Source organism: Alteromonas sp. ABH4_452, from assembly GCF_056311825.1.
Genome location: NZ_CM149973.1, coordinates 4,245,927 through 4,266,794 on the forward strand (window position 1 = coordinate 4,245,927; position 20,868 = coordinate 4,266,794).

Here is a 20,868-nt window from a genome sequence, read left to right on the forward strand (position 1 = left end):
CCAGCATTCTCGCTGTGAAGTAATGAAGGCACTACTCGTGCTCATCGTCTTATTGACGCAGAGGCATAGTTACTCAATCACGTCCCCCACCTGCAACCGTAAATCAAATAAGCTAGTATTAATGACTTATCACAACGCAATGCGTACAATACCGCCCCCCGAAAAACAGGTTGGTGATTTATGAGTTCAGATAGTCAATTTTTAGTTGGTCAGCGTTGGTTAAGCAACACCGAAATAGAGCTGGGGCTGGGCGTGGTTATCGGTAACGATTTCCGTTCAGTTGAAGTGTTGTATCCGGCAACAGGCGAAGCGCGAAAATACACAAAGCAGGACGCACCGCTTACGCGACTAATATTTGAAATTGGCGAAACGGTCAAAAGCCAAGACGGCTGGGAAATGACCATTACTGAAAAAGAAGAAAGCCAAGGTTTATTTATATATCACGGGCTCCGGGAAGATACCAAGGCTCAAGTGCGTTTACCTGAAACCATGCTAGACAGCCACATTCGCTTAAACCAACCTGAAAAGCGCCTGTTCAGCCAGCAGCTAGACAATCCGAAATGGTTCGACTTACGTGAACGCGCCCTGGATCATCAATACGAATATTTGCGTTCAAGTACTATCGGCCTTGCCGGTGCCCGTATATCGCTTATCCCGCACCAGCTACACATAGCGTCAGAGGTAGGCGGAAGACACGCGCCTCGCGTATTGCTTGCTGATGAAGTAGGGCTTGGTAAAACTATTGAAGCAGCGCTAATTATTCACCAGCAGCTTAAAACTGGTCGTGCAGAGCGCGTGCTTATCTTGGTTCCAGACTCGCTCATGCACCAATGGCTAGTTGAGATGCTGCGCCGCGTAAATCTTCCCTTCGCCATTTACGACGAGAGTCGCTGCGAAGCTATAGAAAAGAGCGAAGGCCTAGAAGATGACGAAACGTTTGACGCGAGCGCTGTGAATCCATTTGAAAACGACCAGCTGGTACTTTGCAGTATCGACTTTCTCAGTATGAGCGAAAAACGCCAGCAGCAAATTCAAGCCGCAGGTTGGGATTTAATGGTTGTCGATGAAGCCCACCACCTTGCGTGGTCAAGTGAGGCTCCTTCTGCCGAATACCTATGTGTTGAAGCACTAGCGAATCAAACGCCTGGCGTATTGCTACTTACCGCAACGCCCGATCAACTTGGTCACGAGAGCCACTTTGCACGCTTACGCCTACTCGACCCGGCTCGCTTCCATAGTTACGACGCTTTCTTAGATGAAGAATCGAAATACAGCCAGCTCGCCGATGCGGTAGCGCCATTACTTTCAGACGCCGAGCCGAACGACAAACAGCGCAGCAAACTCGCAGAATTTGCGCCTGACGTAATGGAACATGCGGGAGACCTAAACTCGCCGGAAAATCGTCATGCGTTGCTGCATCAACTTATCGACTGTCACGGTACAGGTCGCATGCTGTTTAGAAACCGTCGCGCCAATATTGAAGGCTTTCCGGAGCGTAAACTAAGTGCATATGAATTGGCGTTGCCGGAGGTTTATTCAGAGGCAGTGAGCGGCGGTGACCTAACCTATTCACTATACCCTGAGCGTATGGCAAGTGTTGTTAATAGCTGGACTAAGCACGACCCTCGCGTTGAGTGGTTGCTAGATTTTATGCAAAGCGTTAAGCCAGAAAAAATTCTGCTTATTTGCGCCAGCGCTCGTACTGCACAAGAACTAGGCGAAGTCATTCGCACGCAAACCGGCATACGCCACAGTGTATTCCACGAAGGCATGAGCATCGTAGAGCGCGATAAAGCGGCCCATTACTTTGCTGACGAAGAAGACGGCGCACAAATTCTACTGTGTAGTGAAATTGGCAGTGAAGGCCGTAACTTCCAGTTCGCTCACCATTTGGTTCTGTTCGACTTGCCTATTACGCCAGATCTGCTTGAACAGCGTATTGGCCGTCTTGACCGTATTGGCCAAACCCAAACCGTACAAATTCACGTGCCGTATTTAGCGAAAACCGCGCAGCACGTTTTACTAGATTGGTATCACGAAGGGCTTAATGCCTTTGAGAAAACCTGTCCGACCGGCTCTGGTGTGTTTGACGACGTTAAACCTTTGCTTATTGGTGCCTGCTTACACCCTAATGATATGAATGCCCGTGACGAGCTTGTAAACATGAGTGTTACGCTAAATAGCCAGCTGGTGGCACAGCTTGAAGCCGGTCGCGATCGACTTCTTGAGCTTAATGCTTCTGGAGAAGGCCGTGTAGAGCAACTGCTTGAAGACATTATCACCCTTGATAGCGAACAAGATTTGTCGCGCTTTATGGGCCGTGTATTTGACGCTATCGGCGTCCAGCAAGACGAAAAAGGCAATGACTGCTTTATTCTTATGCCAACCGAATCCATGGTAAGCCAGCTTCCAGGGCTTGACCCAGAAGGCATGACGGTTACTTACAAGCGCCGTGTTGCCACCACGCTTGAAAACGTACAGTTTTTAAGTTGGGACCACCCGCTAGTACATACCGCTATTGATGTAGTACTCACCGAGGTTCACGGAAAAAGCAGCATGGGCTTTATTGCCGAGCCATCTTTGCCGAAGGGCGCCTACTGGATAGAAACCCTTTTCGTGCTGCATGCACAAGCGCCGAAAGCGCTTCAATTAGGCCGTTTCTTGCCACAAACGCCTGTGCGGGTATGTTTAGATGCGCAGGGCAATCCTTCTGACTTAAGTTTTGATGTTAAGCGTAAAATTGGCCGCAAAATTTCTTCTCAACTTCTAAAAGCACTGCAACAGCCGCTTGAACTTGCAATCGAGAAAGCACGTAAGCTTGCCCATCATGAGGCTAACCAAAAGCAGCATGATGCCCTTAACGATATGCATAGCACATTGAATGATGAAATACAGCGCTTGCGCGATCTTCAAAAGCGCAACCCTGCTGTGCGCGATAGCGAAATTGAATTTATTGAAACGCAAATGAATGCGCTCGATAAGGTCATTCAGGAAGCTGATGTTCAGCTAGACGCAATACGTATTGTGGTGAACAACCCGTAAATGCAAAATGTTAAGCACTAAAAGAACAACGTTGAAGTAACGAGTACATAATGGCAAACCCGAGTTTTGTTTATAACCCACCTATGACGCCTTATCTTGATATCCTGTATCAAGATGAGGATGTGGTGGTAGCGCACAAGCCTAGCGGGCTGTTAAGCGTGCCAGGAAAGGCCTTAGGGCACCGAGACTCGCTCATTAGCCGTGTTAATTGTGTATACCCTACCGCGACGGTAGTTCATCGGCTAGATATGGCGACATCGGGTATCTTAGTGCTGGCACTGAATAAAGAGAGTCATCGCCATATATCAAAGCAATTTGAACTCCGACAAACTAAAAAGCGGTATTTTGCCCGAGTACATGGTCATGTAGCACAAGACAGTGGAGAGGTTAATTTACCCCTTATTTGCGACTGGCCGAACAGACCGAAGCAAATGGTAGACTTCGAGCGCGGCAAAAAAGCTGTAACGCATTTTGACATTGTCGAGCGTTCCCATGATGAAAAAGGTTTACCCTACTCTTTAGTTGCCCTTTATCCCATCACAGGTCGCTCTCACCAACTGCGCGTGCATATGCTTGCTTTAGGCCACCCTATTTTAGGGGACAGACTTTATGCCCATGAAGAAGCGTTATCTATGGCCTCTCGCTTGCAGCTACATGCAGAAAGCTTAAGCTTTTCCCACCCTACATTCGGGCACTGGCAGCATTTTCACATTCCTATACCTTTTAGCCAGTACCAACCCAAAGCCCTTTCTGAAAGTATTGAGTAGTTAGCGGTTCTTTATTTTATCTATGGACTTCATTTCAGTTTTATAAGGTTCTGCCGATAACCTTCTTAGAATACTTGGTGTATGAATTGATTTGATGCTGCCGTAACCGCGCAAATCAAAAATAGGTAAAGGCAAACCGTTTTTTATGAAAAGGCACGCTCTTCTTATAACATTTGCAGTTATCGTATCGCTGCTGCCTGTAACGGCGCATTGTGATTTTTTCACAGATGTAAGTAATGCCTATTTGCCCGGAGAAGTGGACGCGTTAATGGTGGGCGAAGAGAAAGCCCCTGTTATTTTCATTGAGGCACGAACTCCGCTCCCTTTGGGTGTTGCCGTGATACTCACTGAACCCTTTCCATCTAGCTTGACCCTTGCAGAAGGTAACAGCCTAGCGAGTATGCTTGCTGAGAAAGGGTGGAACGTAATTATCAGCCCATTTAATTTGTCGACAAGCTCACCATCGGTTCTAACTACTGAAGAACAAACCAGTGAAGCCCAAGCAGAAAGCGCATCCCCATCGATGGGTAGTGAATCAATCATCCACCCGAGAAGTGATCAACTGACTCAGTACCTTGACTTTGAATCAACAACGACAGCACTAACGCTGCAACTCAGTGCTTTAGATAATTATTTGCAAGATAGAACGGGATACCGCATGGTCATTGCGCAAGGAATGCTTGCAACGGCCTACTTGTCTGCAGTAGAAATGCAGCCTGGTTTACAACCAGACTCATTTGTCGCTATATCGCCATTCTGGCCACAAGAAAAAACAAATAACTTAGTGATTGATACTATCGCGAAAGCCAGCTTTCCCATTCTTGACTTGTCTTTAATAAACTTTAATGACTGGGAAGCAAGCACCGCAATGAAAAGAAAGGTTCGTGCAAAAAACGAACTGAAATTGCACTATAGGCAAGTCCACCTGCCAAATAATTCTTTAACCTTTAGTATAAAAGAAATCAACAAAACCCCGAATATTCATATAGTTGCAAATAGCATCATAGGCTGGACTAGGCATCTAGGCTGGTAATTCCTCTATCTTAGGATTAGGCTAAATCAGTATCCAAAACAGTTACCTACCTTTATTCATACGAATAATGGGATGTTGAAGTCAATGGTAGTCATGTTATGGGCTATACTATTTTTTAGCAAACAACGATGGTTGAGTGGCTTGTGAATGTTCAAGATTTTGTAGATAACAAAGCGAAACAGCTGTGTTTCTATTTGCGAGCATTTTGGCAGGGAGAGCTTCCTATCGAGGAGATCGAGCTATTCTTTTGGGATAGTATGGAAGAATGGGGGCAAATTGAATGCACATTAACCCAGCCATATACGCAAAAAGAGCGTGTTTTTTGGCATTTGCTTCATCAAGTGCATTACTGGAATGAAGATAAACTAACAAAAGACCAGTTTCTTGTTGATGAGTTAACAAACTGTGTTAACTTTTTGGAAGGTTTAGGGCACTGCCCTCTGGATTGCGTCGGGATCCGCCCCTAATTTCCGCTCACTTACAACGGTATACTCCCCCTTGGGTTAAAACGTATCGCTTAAAAGTTCATCATGCCCCCACAGTTTTATTGCTAAACACAATGGTTCATGGCTCAATACACTTTTGAGTCAACGCCAAAGGCCGAAGTATTGCTAACTGCATTAAAAACGTTCAATGACAAACGCTTCTTAACCATTTTTCTTTTTGGCGTTTCCAGTGGCTTCCCTTGGATCATGATTGGTTCAGTATTATCGGCATGGTTAAAGGATGAAGGGTTATCGCGTTCGGCGATTGGTTTGTTCGGTATTATCTTCGCCACCTACTCATTTAATTTTCTATGGTCGCCCCTTGTCGATAAGCTTAAGCCGCCAATGCTAGGACAAAGACGAGGTTGGATCTTTTTGATGCAGAGCGCTGTTGTTTTCCTGTGTCTGGCCATGTCCCAACTTACCGCAAACCAAGACCTATTCTACGTAGCCCTAATTGGTTTACTCATTGCCATTGCTTCTGCCACCCAAGATATTGCTATTGATGGCTTTCGTATTGATTGCATTGAAAAAGAAGACAAAGATGGAATGTCTGCTGCTTCCTCAGTAGCAACAGCTGGATGGTGGACGGGCTACGGTGGCCTTGGCGCTATCCCCTTTTTCTTAGCAGACCTCACTTCCTGGACTTGGCCAGATATTTACTTATTACTTGGCGCTATCATGGCCTCTTTGGCAATAGCTACCTGGTTTGCTAATGAACCCGCTGTTAATAGGGAAGCTTTGCTTGAGCAAGTAACGGATGTAGACGCAAACAGCTCTGCAGCAATTAACTGGATAAGAACAACACTCATAACACCATTTTCGGAGTTCTTTAACCGCAATGGCATCAAGCTGGCTGCTTCATTCTTACTGTTTATTTTTCTTTTTAAAATTGGAGAAGCGTTTTTAGGTCGTATGAGCATCGTCTTCTATAAAGAAGTGGGTTTTTCAAATAGCGATATCGCCACTTACTCAAAGCTGCTTAACTGGTGGGTGACGATTGTCTTTTCTCTGCTCGGTGGATTAGTCAATATTCGCTATGGTATTTACCGAGGACTGATGATTGCAGGGGTTGCCATGGCGGCTTCAAACCTTCTGTTTGCTCTTATCGCACAAACAGGGCCTTCAACTTCACTGTTAGCCATCACTGTAGTCGTCGACGGTTTTACCGGAGCATGGAGCACCGTTGCCATGGTCGCCTTTATATCGCTTTTATGTAACCGCGCTTTTAGCGCAACTCAATATGCACTTATGGCCTCACTAAGTGTTGCAGGACGAACATTGGTTGCTTCTAGCAGTGGTCTAGTTGTTGATAGTCTTAATGGAAACTGGAGTTTGTTTTTCATTTTGACCGCTGTCATGGTGGTCCCAAGCCTTTGCTTTTTATATTCCATAAGAGATCACATAAAGCGCGTCGAAGCGCCATAAATTCCTTACACCCTGTTGCTGTCTACATTTAGTGGCCTTGCAACTTTGTATTAGTTGCCTACATTTAAAGAAGGTAGTTAATACAAACTCTTGCAAGGAAGAAATTTGAGCGCAAACAAGGCTGATCCACCGCAACGCAAGTCATCATTGGCATTTTCCGCTTTTACCTTTTCAAAAGTAAACGCCACGGCTATGTTTTTCGCGGCCATTATTATCTCAATCTTGCTTGTATTGAACACTAAACAGCAGTCTTTCATTACTAACCTTAAGCAAAAGAGTGATTTAGAAACGAGTATAATTACCGCTGAACATCGAATTCACCAATTCAACAGACAAACTCAAAGCGATAATGGCAATCATACCGCTCTAGCCCATCAGTTACAGGTAACGTACCAGGGGTTACATCGATATTTACAAGACAGATGGAGGGTCAGCGACGCTCCTGCGCCCGTTTCTAAAGAAGAGTTTACAAAGGCATATAAAGGTTTAAATAGAGCCACAGCCGAAGAAAGCGCCAAAACAACGCGAATATTGCTTTATACGCTTGTGGCGCTCCCCCCTACTGAAATGAAGCCTTATATTGATGATGGCTTTAGCCTTCTTCCTCTTCTAAGCACCTTACAAGCGGAAGAAAATGCGGCGTTACTCCGTGTACAGGTACTGCGGCAAAAGATGTTGATAACCACTTTATTTGGCGCAGTTGTTCTGGTTCTTTGGTATCTTGGTGCGTGGATTATTAGTAAAAGCTCACCCAAGAAATCTCTGCGAAAATTCAACAAGTCAAAGGTACGGCTTGCTATTGCTGATAATGGTCAAGATCTACAGAACAAAGAGTTTTTACAGCTTATCAGCCATGAGTTTAGGGCCCCGATTAGCGCCATAATTAGTGCCTTAGAGCTTATTCCTAATTTGGAAGATCAGCGTACTCGGTTAATTCAACAAGCAGAGCAATCCAGTTATCGACTGCTAAATTTAACCAACAACCTTACTGATATACTCAATAATCACATAGAAGATGACCTTCAACTTTCAAAGGTAGACTTGATCAGCTTGTTAGACGAATGCATATCCCCTTTTTCGGTAAGGATTAAAGACAAAAAGCTCGAATTTAACATGCACTGCAGTCATAGCGTGCCAAGTTATGCTGAAACCGATGCTATGGCCCTTTCCAAAGTCATAGTGAATATTCTCGATAATGCCGTGAAATTTACTTCAACGGGTTTAATTGACGTGACCGTTACAACGCTAGTTAAAAACAAAAAAGTTTTTCTAGTAATCATTATTAACGACACCGGCATTGGCATTGATGATAGTACGCAAAAACGCATGTTTGAGCGCTTTTATAGAGGAGAGCATTCGCAAAGTCAGCGCTACCCAGGGGCGGGAATTGGGCTATCGGTTGCCAAACGCAGTATTGATAGACTTGGCGGTACACTTCAAGTCAACAGTACCGTTGGCGTCGGATCTGAATTTAAAATATCACTGCCTATTAAGCCAGTAGAAGATTCACCATCGGTGTCATCTACCCCTTCAAATGCCAAATTCGCGGTTGTCGACGATTTAGAAATCTCAAGGCTTCATCTACAGTCTATTGTCACGAAAGAAGGCTTTAGCGTTCGCACATTCTCGTCTGGCGCCAACCTTTTGAACCTCCACGAGGAACTGCTTCAATTCTCGGGCATCATTGCCGACTTATATATGCCAGGGATGAATGGACTTGAACTGGTAAAAACACTGCGCGCCATCTATGGAGAACGAGTGCCGCCGGTCATCGTATTGTCTGCAACACCGGATATCGCCAATATTATCGCCAAAAGTGAGCTACCCATATATCAGAGCTTTGTTAAACCTATCGACCGAAACCGGTTTGTAGACGCCATTCATCAACTAACGGCAAATAATGCAAAAGTCATAAAAGATGTAGCCAAGGCCAACATATTAGTTGTTGAAGATGAGCCGATTAACGCCGAGATGGTGGAGTACATGCTACAAAGTATGGGTCACAATGTGACGGTGAGTTATACCGGCGACGATGCAATTAGCCGAGTTAACGAAACCGACTTTGACTGCGTGTTGCTCGACATTCAATTGCCAGATATTAACGGCTTGGAAGTAGCAAAAATAATGAAAGAAGGGCATCCTAACCTCCCTATAATTGCACTTACCGCTAATGCCCACAGAAACGATAAAGAAGCTTCACTGCAGGCGGGTATTCGATATCACCTTGTGAAGCCTGTTACCTTTCAGGAACTCAAAAATACCTTACGTCTTGCACTTTTATAGATGGTGTTTTTCTAAGTATAGATACGGTACTGATTTCGACCGTTTTCTTTCGCCTGATAAAGCGCTTGGTCGGCACACTCAAGCCATGCCATCGACTCCTTAAAGTCGGGAGAAAACTGGGCTAGACCAAGGCTTACAGTGAAGTTTATAGATTCGCCCTCATGCTCAACCACTAAGCGTTGTGCAAATTGACGAATACGCTCGGCCACCGCTTTCGCATCGTCTACCGTTGAATCGTTAAGGATAATTGCAAACTCCTCGCCGCCATAACGCCCTGCAAGATCGGTTTCCCGTACACAACGTTTAATCAGGGCAGCAAGCATTTTTATGACTTTGTCACCCGCTTGGTGCCCGTAGGTATCATTAACCCGCTTGAAATGATCGATATCTAGCATGAGTGCGGTACTGGGCTTTTCTCTTCGAACGCATAGCTTGTGCATTTCATCAAAGCGTTCTTGCCAATAGCGGCGGTTAAATAACCCTGTAAGCCCATCGACTCGGCTTGCAGTTTTCAACTCTTCGTTAAGATGCTGCATTCCCAGTTTGCCCAGGGCCTGCTCGGTCACATCGTAAACCAGCATACAGAACCGCTCTACACGTCCGCTTTTATCTACAATAGGGAACATGGTCACGTTTTGGTACATAAACTCAGCGGCGCAAGTAACCGGACGATTACAATCGAACTTTAATAAGTAAGGGCGCTGCTCCCAAATGATAAACACCGGACTTTTTAAATTAAATACAGGGTCAACTTTGGTTCTGAGCCACTTCTCTTCTATTTCTGGGAAGTGTGTAAACAAGCTAGTTCCAACCATAGCGTTCGCTTTCTTAGCGCTATGATCCTCAAGAAATTTATTCCAGACCTGCACGTTGAAGTTGCGATCAATTACCGCAATCCCTACTTCAATTGAGTCGAGTAATTCTGCAGGTACGTGAGATGAACTAACGAGGGTTTCTGCAGCGAGTGTACCAGTTGAAGCATTCATAGACTTTCCTTGTCTTGTATTATAAAACCATCATCGAACAGCCGCGCATAAATGTGACTCATAGCATCACCGGGGAACAGCAATAGAAGGTCGAAGGAAATATCTCTCGACTTTATCGCATAGCCAATTTCAATGGCCATTAATTTTCCCCAGCGCTGTACGTTATCGCTTAAAAGCGTTGATAAACCTTGGTGCTGCCCGAGTAAGATAGGATGCGTATGACTGAAAGCGACATTGAGTTGTTCTGACAAACCATTTAAACAAGCACCGATTAGAATATTCGACACGTCCATTAGGGCTTCTAGGGCAAGTTTATCTGACGATGCCGACGAAGGGTATTTCAACAATTCAACAATATTTTGCGTATTCGTATCGTTAAAGATAACCAGGGCTTCACCACTTATACCTTCGCTAATAAACCCTTTTGAAACCGCAGAAACGCTGTCATTACGATTAATCTCGGCAATCGCCATAGACAATTCGTTGCTTTCAATTAAGTTAACATTAGGTATGGGTAGGTCAATAAACTCACCTAGCAGCTGGGCTAGATTTTCTCCTGCGCGCCCCATGGCAATATTGACCATTTCACGGCATGCGTCTAACTGCTCTTCATTACTCGCTGGGCCCTTGGCTTTAGGCGCACTTGACTCACTTTGCCCCTGGGCCTTTTGTAAGTTAGCCCCTGATGAATGGCTCTCACCGCTATAAATGCCGTAGGAAGATAAGATATGACTAAGCTTATCATTATCAATTGGCTTTCGAATGAAATCTAAAGCACCCAGGGCGAGCATTTTTTCCCGCGCTTGCGCCTGAACATCACCAGACACTACCACCACTAAGCACGGCAAGTCCTGTTGACGAATGGCTTCCATAGTTTGGTAGCCATCCATTATCGGCATGTTTAAATCGAGAAAGACCACGTCGCCCTTACCTTCTTTGATAAGAGCTAGGGCTTGTTCACCATTCTCGGCAAACGAGACATCTACATCCCACCCGTCGGGTAAACTGCGCGCCATTTGCCGCCTTGCGAAGCCCGAGTCATCGCAAATCAATATTGGAGTACTCATGGTAACTCCTTAAATAGCGACAGGGGCTTTAATATGTGGGTGTGAATGGTAATTCTTTAGCGTGAAGTCATCGAAGGAAAAACCAAAAATATCTTTAATATCTGGGTTAATTTCCATCGTTGGACGGGCAAAAGGTTCGCGACTAAGTTGAAGTTCTACCTGTTCAAGATGATTTGAATACAAGTGCGCATCACCTAGCGTATGGATAAAATCCCCCGGCTCTAAATCACACACTTGTGCAATCATCATGGTAAGCAGTGCATAGCTTGCAATGTTAAACGGAACGCCAAGGAAGATATCACCGCTACGTTGGTAAAGCTGGCAGCTTAGCTTGCCTTCTAAAACGTAAAACTGAAAAAGCGTATGGCATGGAGGTAACGCCTGCTTGCCCATTGCCGCATTTTCTTTGGGTGAATAGCTAGTATCAGGCAAGACCGCAGGGTTCCAGCCGCTAACGATCAGACGACGTGAATCAGGGTTATTTTTAATTTGCTCTACCACTTCGGCAATTTGGTCAACCGAGGTACCGTCACCGCGATCCCAACTACGCCATTGATGGCCATATACAGGGCCAAGCTCGCCTTCATCGGTAGCCCATTCATCCCAAATTTTGACGCCATGTTCTTTTAAATAGGCAATATTTGTTTCGCCTTTTAAGAACCAAAGTAGTTCGTGAATGATTGATTTTAGGTGACACTTCTTTGTTGTCACCAAAGGGAAACCTTCCTGTAAATTAAAACGCATCTGATAGCCGAATACACTTAATGTACCTGTACCAGTTCGATCTTCCTTTTTCACACCCGTATCACGTACATGGCGCATTAATGCGAGATATTCTTTCATCGTTATTCTTATATTTTTTGTTGTTCAACACGGTCTTTTCCGCGCATATAAGCACGGACTATTAATCCTATTCCTAAAGCTATCATAGGTAAACAAAGAAGTTGCCCCTGGCTTAGGCCCATTTGGTATAAGCCAATATGAGCATCAGGCTCTCTGAAGTACTCAACGATAAACCTAAAGCTACCGTAACCGAGCAAGAATAAGCCACTCACCGCCCCTACCGGGCGCTTCTTGGCAGAATAAAGCCATAGGATAATAAAGAGCAGCACGCCCTCTAAAGCAAACTCGTAAAGCTGTGAAGGGTGGCGAGGCACATAGCCTGCGTTAGGGAAAATGACAGCCCAAGGTACGTCAGTGGTGCGCCCCCATAGTTCTGCGTTTAGAAAATTGCCAATTCGACCAGCCCCCAAGCCAATGGGCACAAGTGGCGCAACGAAATCTCCTAAACGTAGGAAGGTGGTATTCATACACTTTGCGCGCCAAAACAGGGCTGCTAATACCCCTAACAAGCCGCCGTGGAAAGACATTCCGCCAGCCCAAATTTTAAATAGATACAGAGGGTCGTCTAAGAACATGCCAAACTGGTAGAAAAACACATAGCCAATGCGACCACCCAAAATCACGCCCACGAAACTCCAGAAAAGCAGGTCGCTTAACTGTTCTCTGCTCCAGTTAGTTTGTGATAGACGCTTTTGTGCTAACAGATACGCTGCAATAAAACCTACCAAATACATTAAGCCGTACCAGCGGACACTTAATGGACCGACACTGAAGATAACGGGGTCGATACTGGGAAATACCAGATAACTGCTCTGTTCCATTATTTTATTCAATTCCTAAAATCATTCTAATGCTTACTAAAACAAGTAAACATGCCAACATCGCTTTTAACACACGTATATTAACGCGCTGTCCAAGCTTCGCACCTATGTTTGCGGTAAACATGGAGGTTGCAACAATACCAGCTGTAGCAGGCAGATAAACATAACCCATACTGTATTCTGGTACATCTATCTCACCCCACCCAGCAATAACAAAACTGGTGGTACCAAAAACGGCAATAACAAGCCCGCAAAAAGCGGCGCAACCTATAGCCGCGCGTACATTAACACGAAACCACACTAAAGCGGGTACAAGTAATGCGCCACCGCCAATACCCATAAGCGCACTTAGCATGCCTGCTCCACCGCCAACAGCAGCCAGTGAACCTTTAGAGGCTTCGTTCTCAGACGCTTTTTGTTTGCCAAAAATCATTTGCAGCGCTATCAATATAACCAGTACGGCGAACACATCTTTAAGCACTTCGCCCGAGATATGACTTGCCACCTGGGCACCGGCAATTGCACCAAACGCAATCCCTAATCCCGTATACAGCACAACATGACGTTGAATATTACCCAGCTTATAATGCGCTAAAGCCGACGACATACCCGTAAAAATGATGGTAGATAAGGATGTTGCGATAGCGACAGGCATAACCGTTTCGGTGGTCATGCCCAGAAAGTGAATCATTAGGTATGACAGCGCGGGTACAATAATTAAGCCGCCACCGATACCCAACATACCCGCAAGAATACCGACAATAGAGCCTAAGATCAGACAGCTGGCAACAATTACAACGAGTGGATCCATTATTTAAGCACCTGCTCGGATAAGGCCTCCCAGGCCCTTAGTTTCAAGATACTGATTCAAGTGCACAAAAACTTCGTCTTGGCTAACAGAGGTTAGCGCTAATGAAAGTAACTGCTTACACTCATCAAGCGTTACTTTTCGAATAAGCCAGTTTATCTTTCTAAGGTTAAAGCCGTTCATGCTTAAACGGCGGTAACCCATTCCCATTAGCAGCAACGCCCCCGCGGGCTCTCCCGCGATTTCTCCGCAGATAGTCACAGGCACTTGATTTTGGTTAGCTTTTTGAACCACATCGTAAAGCGCGCCTAATACGGCTGGATGATAGCTATTGTAAAGCCCCGCCACCCGCGTATTGTTTCTATCGACTGCCAGTAGGTACTGGGTTAAGTCATTGCTGCCAACTGAAAAGAAATCAACATGCTTGGCCAGCTGAGGCAATTGATAAAGTACCGATGGTACTTCGAGCATAATGCCTAATTTTGGTTTATTCAGGGTTTGCCCTGATTCTGCAATTTCGTCAGATATCTCATAAAACGCCTGATTGATAAGGCGCTTAGACTCCTGCACTTCAGATACGGTAGATATCATGGGCAGCATAATTTGCAGGTTGCTTAGCCCTACGCTTGCCCGAAGCATAGCGCGAACTTGAACCAAGAATATTTCGGGATGGTCGAGTGTAAGTCGAATGCCACGCCATCCTAAAAACGGGTTCTCTTCGTTAATAGGAAAATAGGGTAGCGGCTTATCGCCTCCTACATCCAAAGTACGCATGGTGATGGGTAACGACGGCGCAGCCTCAAGGACTTGGCGATACAGCTGAACCTGCTCTTGTTCCGAAGGGAATCGCTCGCGAAGCATAAAGGGAATTTCGGTGCGGTATAAACCCACGCCTGCCCCAATCTGCTCAGCGTTAAGCTCTACTTCAGCAGAAAGGCCCGCGTTGATGTATAAGGACATTCTGCAACCATCAACGCTTTCACACGGTTTATCTGCCTCTGCGTCAATTTTTTCTGCAATGGCCGACTCTTCATCAATAAGCTGAATAAATTCAGTCTTAATGTTGCGTTCTGGAGAAACAATGACTTCCCCAGAGTAGCCATCAAGCAGAATTTCTTTGTCTTCAAGTAGCGCTGGTGTAACGTTTTGACAGCCCATTACGGCAGGCACGCCCATAGCCCTTGCTAATATGGCTGCGTGAGAGTTGTTCGAGCCCCGAATAGAGATAATGCCTTTGAGCTTATCTCGCGGAAACTCAGCAAGCATGGGGGCTGACACTTCATCAGCGACTAAAATACTTGCCTCAGTAATAACCTGCTCAGAAACTTTTTGTCCGTTCGCTTCATACAAAATATTGGCTAATATACGATCTGATAAATCGACAATATCAATAGCACGCTCTTGCATGTAAGGGTCGTCCATAGCCTGAAAACGAGCTGCGTAGCTTTCGACTACCATCTTCAACGACGAAGCAGCGTCCCAACCTTGGCGAATCTTTTCTTCTACTTCGCGCCCAAGACTGTTGGCATCTAAAAGGTGATGATAGAGCTGGAAAATTGATTTAACGTCGTCGGGGATTCCGTCATCCAATCGCTGAGACAGGGCGTCAACATGGCCTCGTGTTACCTCAACACCTTTGCGGTAAAGCTGAATTTGATCTTGCGGCGACTGTGTGCGTTTTACCACCCAGTTTTTGAGGTTGATAGATTTATCGGGGGAGACCCCTTTACCAATAGCTAAGCCAGGCGAGCCAGCGATACCACGCACATTTTTTTGCCGAGCAATGTTGTCGGTGGAGTTAGAGAGAGTCAATGCGCCACGTATATCAGCGTTGGTGATCTCTAGCGCTAGCTGTGCAGCAAGAGTGACTAAAAACGCTTCTTCATCTTCGCTAAAGCGTCGCATCTGAGACTGCTGAAGTGTGATAACACCTAGTACACGCCTTTGATTGATAATGGGCGTACCTAAAAAAGCATTATACTTTTCTTCTTTTACTTCGGGATAGTGTTTGAATCTAGGGTGGTTGTGCGCGTTTACGATATTAAGCGGTTCTTCCCGTTGACCAACTAAACCGATAAGACCTTCCGAAAAACCAATGCGAACTTGTTCTACCGCATCGGGGTGAAGCCCGTCAGTGGCTTTAAGGATAAATTCTTGCGTATCGTAATCGGCAAGGTAAATAGAACATGAGTCAACACTAAGCGTATGCTTTACACGTGAAGCTAGCCTAAACAACGCGGTATCGAGTGCAGGAATTTGATTCATTTCCTGCACGATACGTTTTAATGTAGTTAACATTGCGCCTTGTTGGCTCTGAGGGCTCACCGGTTTATCCTTGTGTAATTGCAGTTTGCTCGTCGCTTACTGTTGCACATCGCTGCCTCTAACACCTTTAACATCTCTGCCCCTTTACACTTTTTCCATTAGCGGCTTAACCGCGCCTGCGTTTTTTACCACGCTTATGCGGGGCTACATTTTGGCGCTGTTGAGGTCGATGTTGCGCAGACATAACTACAGGCGAGAACTCTTTCATTACTCGTCTGTATACATCTCGCTTAAACGATACAACATTTCTAATGGGATACCAGTAACTTACCCACCTCCAGTCATCAAATTCAGGATGGCCTGTTTTAAGCACATTAACATCGCGCTCGTTGCAATCTAGCTGCAACAAGAACCACTTTTGTTTTTGCCCTATACAAACAGGGTTGCTGCCTTGTCGAATTAATCGCTTTGGTAGCTTATATCTAAGCCAGTTACGGGTAACACTTAAAATGGTGACATCTTTCGGTGTCAGCCCTACTTCTTCGTGAAGCTCGCGGTACATAGCTTGTTCAGCAGATTCCCCTTCATCAATTCCGCCTTGAGGGAACTGCCATGAATGTTGACCATAACGTCTTGCCCAAAATACTTGACCCATTTTGTTGCAAATCACTATGCCCACATTCGCACGGAATCCATCGGCATCTATCACATAGACTCCCGGGCACACTATACTTGTATATGTTTTCATTCTTCCACAAACTATGCTCCAATCATAGTCTTAATGTTCGCCTTCGCTTTCAAACAGGAAATTAACCACTTTTTATGCAGCCTCCTTCATCGCCTCCATCTTCGCCAGATAGTCTTTTAGCGCGGTGTCACGCTATTGCAGGTTTAACCTTAGGAGAGTTAGCTGACATGGCCAATGTTGCCATCCCAGCCAATTTACAGCGTCACAAAGGATGGCCAGGCATGCTTATTGAAAAATGGCTTGGCGCCAGTGCAGGTTCAAAGCCTCAACAGGACTTCCCCGAATTAGGTATAGAACTTAAAACCATACCCATCGATGCTAATTTTTCCCCACTAGAAACCACGTATGTCTGTTTTGCGCCCCTTTTAATGTTGCCGGGTATCACGTGGGAAACATCCAATGTGCGAAACAAGCTACAGCAGGTGCTGTGGCTACCCATTGAAGGTGACAGAGCTATTCCATTAGCACACAGGCGTGTGGCGACTGGGTTTTATTGGCGTCCAAATGAAGATGAAGACGCAACGCTTAGACACGATTGGGAAGAATTGGTAGAGCAAATTGCCACGGGACAGGTGGAATCTATTACCTCTCGACAAGGCGAGGCACTTCATATTCGCCCCAAAGCAGCTAATGGTAAGGTACTTACCGACGCATTAGGACCAGAGGGCCAGCGTATTAAGACTCGCCCTAGAGGCTTTTACTTGCGCAAAACCTTTACCCACCAAATACTGCGCAATGCATTTGGTGTTTGAAGGGTGCGGGACGATATAAAAGTATTCTTCATTTCGCAGGAGCAGAATTCAAATGCTTAACAAGGTATTCGCTTAAGAACTTTTCTGAATTAACACCAAGACGTTTTGCCACAGCTTCTAATTTGGCATCGCTGTGGAGCAGCACTTTTTTCGCATACTCCAGGCGGTAGTGAAATATAAACCGCCTAAAGTTTTTCTTTTCAGTAAGCTGAAGCGCAATAGCCAAAGATGTAGGGTCGATATCAGCCCCTTTGCAAAACTCACTTAGCGTAAGGAAACGGGTTTTATAGGCTTTTGACTCAATGGTATAGCGTTCTGCTTTAGAAATAATACTGCTTATTTCATAGGGTGTGGCTTTGCCTTCGTCCAGTCGCTCGTAGTTCAATGGCGACGGCGCTGTTCGGCGAATAAAGGTTAGTGAAAACAATACCACTAACAGTGCACAGCCAATCATTAAGTGATGAAAGCTTTCCCAAAAAGGTACGGGGAAAAAACCAAAGGTTGCGGCGGTAACAAGTAAAATACTCATAAAGGCAACACCGACCAAGCTTCCCATTACTCCGGCAAGCTTAGGCATTTTTAAGTTTTTAATGTCCACCGCCTGCTCAGGTAAATGTCGGTGGTACATTTGAATGTGTTCGGTAATAAGAATACCAATGAGCAATACACTAAAGCCTGTAAGTAGCGAGGCACAATAGGCTGGCCATAGCAATAAAGGCTCGCCGCTCGGCGACGATGAAAGCCATTGTTGTTTGTCACCCACTGGAATAAGTAAAACGGTACATTGAAAAATTGCCGTTACCACGGCAGGCCACCATAGCCGCTTTCTTGCCGTAGGATAAGCCAATAACATGGGCTTTATGGCACGATAACAACAAGTAATCGCGATGACGGCAAATACATCTGATAAACCATACAAGATAGCTAATGAACTCGCTTGTGCTATTCGCAGCCATTCATCTAGCATAAATAGTGGCCAGCAGATAAAGGCACCAATTAGCCAGCGCATGCTGGTTAAGTTTACTTTTTGAACGAACAGACGCGCAAAACAGAAAATATAAACGCCTAGTAGCGAATAAAGAAAATAATCATAGTAGCTTGAAGTCATCAGCGTCCTCCCTCCCTGAGATAAAATTTGCTAACGCAATACGTGTCCACCGACATGGGTTACCAGTAGATTTCACGTTGCATAGCCACAGTGCGCGTTCGCTCCATAATTCGAATTAACGTACTGAGTTTCTCTGCTGTCCATTTGCGTACCTCATCGTGAGAGTCCACTTCCGCATCGTCTATTGATTGCTTCAGCATGAGCAATGCGTTTAATTCATCAATGCCAGTAAGTAAATCTAACCAAGGCGCACGAAAGTTACCTCGCTCTTCAACAAATAGGTCACCAAGCAAAAAGCCACTCCACAGGGTTTGTCTTAGCATTATTTCCGCTGCACTGTAATTAGCTGGTCCCATGGTTTTATTGAGGGGCATACTCTGCTGCACGGTTTGCCACCCTTGCGATAACCATCCTTTTGCATGGTCAAGTACAGGGTGATCAAACCCCGTTGCTACCTTTTGCCAAGGCTTATTCTGTATAAGACTTATAGCGTGAAGCTTAATGTCTGTAGCATCATTGTCGAAAAATAGTTTTTCAGGCTCATGGGCCTGCATTAAACCTGTCTGGCGCCCTTGCAGGTAGCTTACTACCGCTGGGTGCTTGCTTAAGGTTTTGTTAAACATGCTCTTTTTAGACAGCAAGTAGCGCAAACTTTGTAAATCATCTTGCCAGCCCCACTTTTGCGCATGGGTTACCAGTTTTTTGTGCAAGGCTAATAGCTCTGGGCACTGCAATACGGGTAGATAAAGCGACACACTCTGCAGTAGCAACCTAACGCTTTTAGCAACCTCAGCCAGCATTTTTATAGAGCCACTCTCGCAGAAGACATGCTCGTGATGCTGCCAATGTGCCAAAGCGGTCTGCACTGCTTGGCCGAATGCCTCTTCTGTGGTGGTGGTCTCTTCAAGGGCTAGAAAGTCTGGTAGGTGGCGAACTTTAGCGTTAAAGCCGTGTAGCAACTGATAGCCCTGCGCGGCTTTTGACACATCGCTTAGACGCACCTGCATATTGTCGTTTATAAGCACAGCCAACGAAAACAGGCTGTTGATGTCCCCTGACATCAATTCAAGCTCAATCTCATTGATGGGGGAGTTGGCTTTATCCGTACTAGCTTGACCGCAGTCTAAGACAATTTCAACTTGGCTATCGCCTAAAGCAACCACATAGGCATTGCGCCTAAAGTGTGTACTAAACTGTTTAGAAAGGCTCGCATTCTTTGTTGCGATGTCCCAACCTTCGGGCCACACATTCGACTCGAATAACGTGAGATCCGGCCTTGCGTTATCAAGACTTACGTTATATTCCATGCGTTTGTGCAAGCCACCGCTTACTACACCGTTGGTTTTTAAGGTTTGTTCGTACTCGCCATTATTACCACGTACTCGAAAGCCCATTTTATTGTTTTGAAAATCGAGCTGATCCGTATCGTAATAATCGTTCTCTAAGCGCATTTCGCGATGAGAGTTAACCTGGATATTGTGTTTTTCAAAAAGAGGGAGTACACGTTGGGTAAACGCCTTGTGAGCATTGTCACCCGTTACAAATTTTAATTCTATTTCTGACATGGTTGCGCTAAGCACAGCTTATGATGCTGACACCTTACCCTTGTCGATCACTTTTCGCAATGTTGCTGCTGTTAAACAAGTCGCTTAAATTAGACAAAAGTGGAACAAACTTGCCTTTATCGCGGTCAACCAATACCATCTTCACGTTTTAAATTCTAAAATTGGACTCCATATGATTCGAAAGTGGTTAGCAGCAGCCCTTATTGCATGCTCTTTTCAAGCATTTTCGCTACAAGATACCGCTGATTTAGAAGCGTCTTCTTCGCACTACATAAGAGATGACTTGTTTATCTTTATGCATACTGGACCTGGTCGTAACTATCGTATCCTAGGTTCAATAGAAGCTGGCACCCCTATTACGGTAATTTCGCGCGACAATGATGCTGAATTCACGCAAATTACCGACGATGAAGGACGTAAAGGCTGGGTGGAAAGTAAATTTGTGTCTAACACAATGTCGCAGGCAGAGCAGTTGCCTATAGTTAGTGAGAAGCTTGCTGAGAGCCAAAGTGGTCTGCAAGCTGCACAGTCAGAGAACGCCAGACTTCGTCAGCAGCTTAACGATGCTCGTCAAAAGGTGTCTAAACTTACCACTACAAACGACGAACAAGCGTCTCAAATCATTCGTTTAACCGCCAAGGTTGAAAGCGCGAATAAAGATGAGCTTGTTACTTGGTTTACGCGCGGTGGCATAGTGGCAGGCGTGGGGATATTGCTTGGAGTAATGCTCACTTACCTTCCTAAGCGCAAACGTAGAAACAGCGAATGGATGTAGTGCTAGCATTTATAAAAAGTGCCTAAGCAAACACAAACGCCGATGTTCAACATCGGCGTTTTTTGTTTTAGTTAATCACTTTCACTCAAGCG

At 45.3% G+C, this 20,868-nt stretch carries 17 protein-coding genes; 8 read left to right on the top strand and 9 right to left on the bottom strand.

What is annotated here, in order from left to right:
• The first annotated feature begins 180 nt into the window (after positions 1-180).
• The 6 genes from rapA (at position 181) to ACYX4N_RS18210 (ending at position 9,038) form a co-directional block, all read left to right on the top strand.
• Complete coding sequence (gene rapA, locus ACYX4N_RS18185; RefSeq protein ID WP_476055030.1) at positions 181-3,042, top strand: RNA polymerase-associated protein RapA; 2,862 nt, start codon at positions 181-183, stop codon at positions 3,040-3,042.
• Between the two features lie 50 nt (positions 3,043-3,092).
• Complete coding sequence (rluA, locus tag ACYX4N_RS18190) at positions 3,093-3,809, top strand: bifunctional tRNA pseudouridine(32) synthase/23S rRNA pseudouridine(746) synthase RluA (RefSeq protein WP_476055031.1); 717 nt, start codon at positions 3,093-3,095, stop codon at positions 3,807-3,809.
• Between the two features lie 145 nt (positions 3,810-3,954).
• A complete protein-coding gene (locus ACYX4N_RS18195) occupies positions 3,955-4,842 on the top strand; it encodes a DUF3530 family protein (protein WP_476055032.1) in 888 nt (295 codons plus the stop codon).
• A 143-nt stretch (positions 4,843-4,985) separates the two neighbouring features.
• Positions 4,986-5,309, top strand: a complete 324-nt coding sequence (locus ACYX4N_RS18200) for a hypothetical protein (RefSeq protein WP_474827940.1) — start codon at positions 4,986-4,988, stop codon at positions 5,307-5,309.
• 99 nt (positions 5,310-5,408) lie between these two features.
• Positions 5,409-6,755, top strand: coding sequence for an AmpG family muropeptide MFS transporter (locus ACYX4N_RS18205; protein WP_476055033.1), 1,347 nt, complete (start codon positions 5,409-5,411; stop codon positions 6,753-6,755).
• 105 nt (positions 6,756-6,860) lie between these two features.
• Positions 6,861-9,038, top strand: a complete 2,178-nt coding sequence (locus ACYX4N_RS18210) for a response regulator (RefSeq protein ID WP_476055034.1) — start codon at positions 6,861-6,863, stop codon at positions 9,036-9,038.
• A gap of 11 nt (positions 9,039-9,049) precedes the next feature.
• On the opposite strand, the gene ACYX4N_RS18215 is transcribed toward ACYX4N_RS18210, so the two are convergent.
• The 7 genes from ACYX4N_RS18215 to rppH all read right to left on the bottom strand — a co-directional run bounded on the left by ACYX4N_RS18215 (position 9,050) and on the right by rppH (position 16,537).
• On the bottom strand, positions 9,050-10,024 hold the full coding sequence (locus tag ACYX4N_RS18215; RefSeq protein WP_476055035.1) for a GGDEF domain-containing protein: 975 nt from the start codon (positions 10,022-10,024) through the stop codon (positions 9,050-9,052).
• A complete protein-coding gene (locus ACYX4N_RS18220) occupies positions 10,021-11,091 on the bottom strand; it encodes a response regulator (protein ID WP_474853530.1) in 1,071 nt (356 codons plus the stop codon). Before ACYX4N_RS18220 ends, ACYX4N_RS18215 begins: the two co-directional genes overlap by 4 nt.
• Positions 11,092-11,100: 9 nt before the next feature.
• Positions 11,101-11,934 carry a thymidylate synthase gene (locus ACYX4N_RS18225; protein WP_476055036.1) on the bottom strand — a complete coding sequence of 278 codons (834 nt, stop codon included), beginning with the start codon at positions 11,932-11,934 and terminating at the stop codon, positions 11,101-11,103.
• A gap of 8 nt (positions 11,935-11,942) precedes the next feature.
• On the bottom strand, positions 11,943-12,755 hold the full coding sequence (gene lgt / locus ACYX4N_RS18230; RefSeq protein ID WP_474853528.1) for a prolipoprotein diacylglyceryl transferase: 813 nt from the start codon (positions 12,753-12,755) through the stop codon (positions 11,943-11,945).
• Between the two features lie 4 nt (positions 12,756-12,759).
• Positions 12,760-13,566 (bottom strand): sulfite exporter TauE/SafE family protein, encoded by an 807-nt coding sequence (locus ACYX4N_RS18235; RefSeq protein WP_476055037.1) that lies wholly within the window; start codon positions 13,564-13,566, stop codon positions 12,760-12,762.
• 3 nt (positions 13,567-13,569) lie between these two features.
• Entirely contained in the window at positions 13,570-15,861 is a 2,292-nt protein-coding gene (gene ptsP, locus ACYX4N_RS18240; protein ID WP_476056471.1) for a phosphoenolpyruvate--protein phosphotransferase, read from the bottom strand.
• Between the two features lie 133 nt (positions 15,862-15,994).
• Positions 15,995-16,537, bottom strand: coding sequence for an RNA pyrophosphohydrolase (gene rppH / locus ACYX4N_RS18245; protein ID WP_118490338.1), 543 nt, complete (start codon positions 16,535-16,537; stop codon positions 15,995-15,997).
• Positions 16,538-16,650: 113 nt separating this feature from the next.
• On the opposite strand from rppH, the gene mutH reads away from it, so the two are divergent.
• Entirely contained in the window at positions 16,651-17,328 is a 678-nt protein-coding gene (gene mutH / locus ACYX4N_RS18250) for a DNA mismatch repair endonuclease MutH (protein WP_476055038.1), read from the top strand.
• A gap of 28 nt (positions 17,329-17,356) precedes the next feature.
• Here the strand turns inward: mutH and ACYX4N_RS18255 are convergent, their stop codons facing one another.
• Both ACYX4N_RS18255 and ACYX4N_RS18260 read right to left on the bottom strand, forming a co-directional pair.
• Positions 17,357-18,436: a helix-turn-helix domain-containing protein gene (locus ACYX4N_RS18255; RefSeq protein WP_476055039.1), complete on the bottom strand. Its 1,080-nt coding sequence runs from the start codon at positions 18,434-18,436 to the stop codon at positions 17,357-17,359.
• Positions 18,437-18,495: 59 nt separating this feature from the next.
• On the bottom strand, positions 18,496-20,001 hold the full coding sequence (locus tag ACYX4N_RS18260) for a CYTH domain-containing protein (RefSeq protein ID WP_476055040.1): 1,506 nt from the start codon (positions 19,999-20,001) through the stop codon (positions 18,496-18,498).
• Between the two features lie 172 nt (positions 20,002-20,173).
• Between ACYX4N_RS18260 and ACYX4N_RS18265 the strand changes: the two genes are divergently transcribed.
• Positions 20,174-20,776, top strand: a complete 603-nt coding sequence (locus ACYX4N_RS18265) for a TIGR04211 family SH3 domain-containing protein (RefSeq protein ID WP_474808855.1) — start codon at positions 20,174-20,176, stop codon at positions 20,774-20,776.
• Positions 20,777-20,868: the final 92 nt, after the last annotated feature.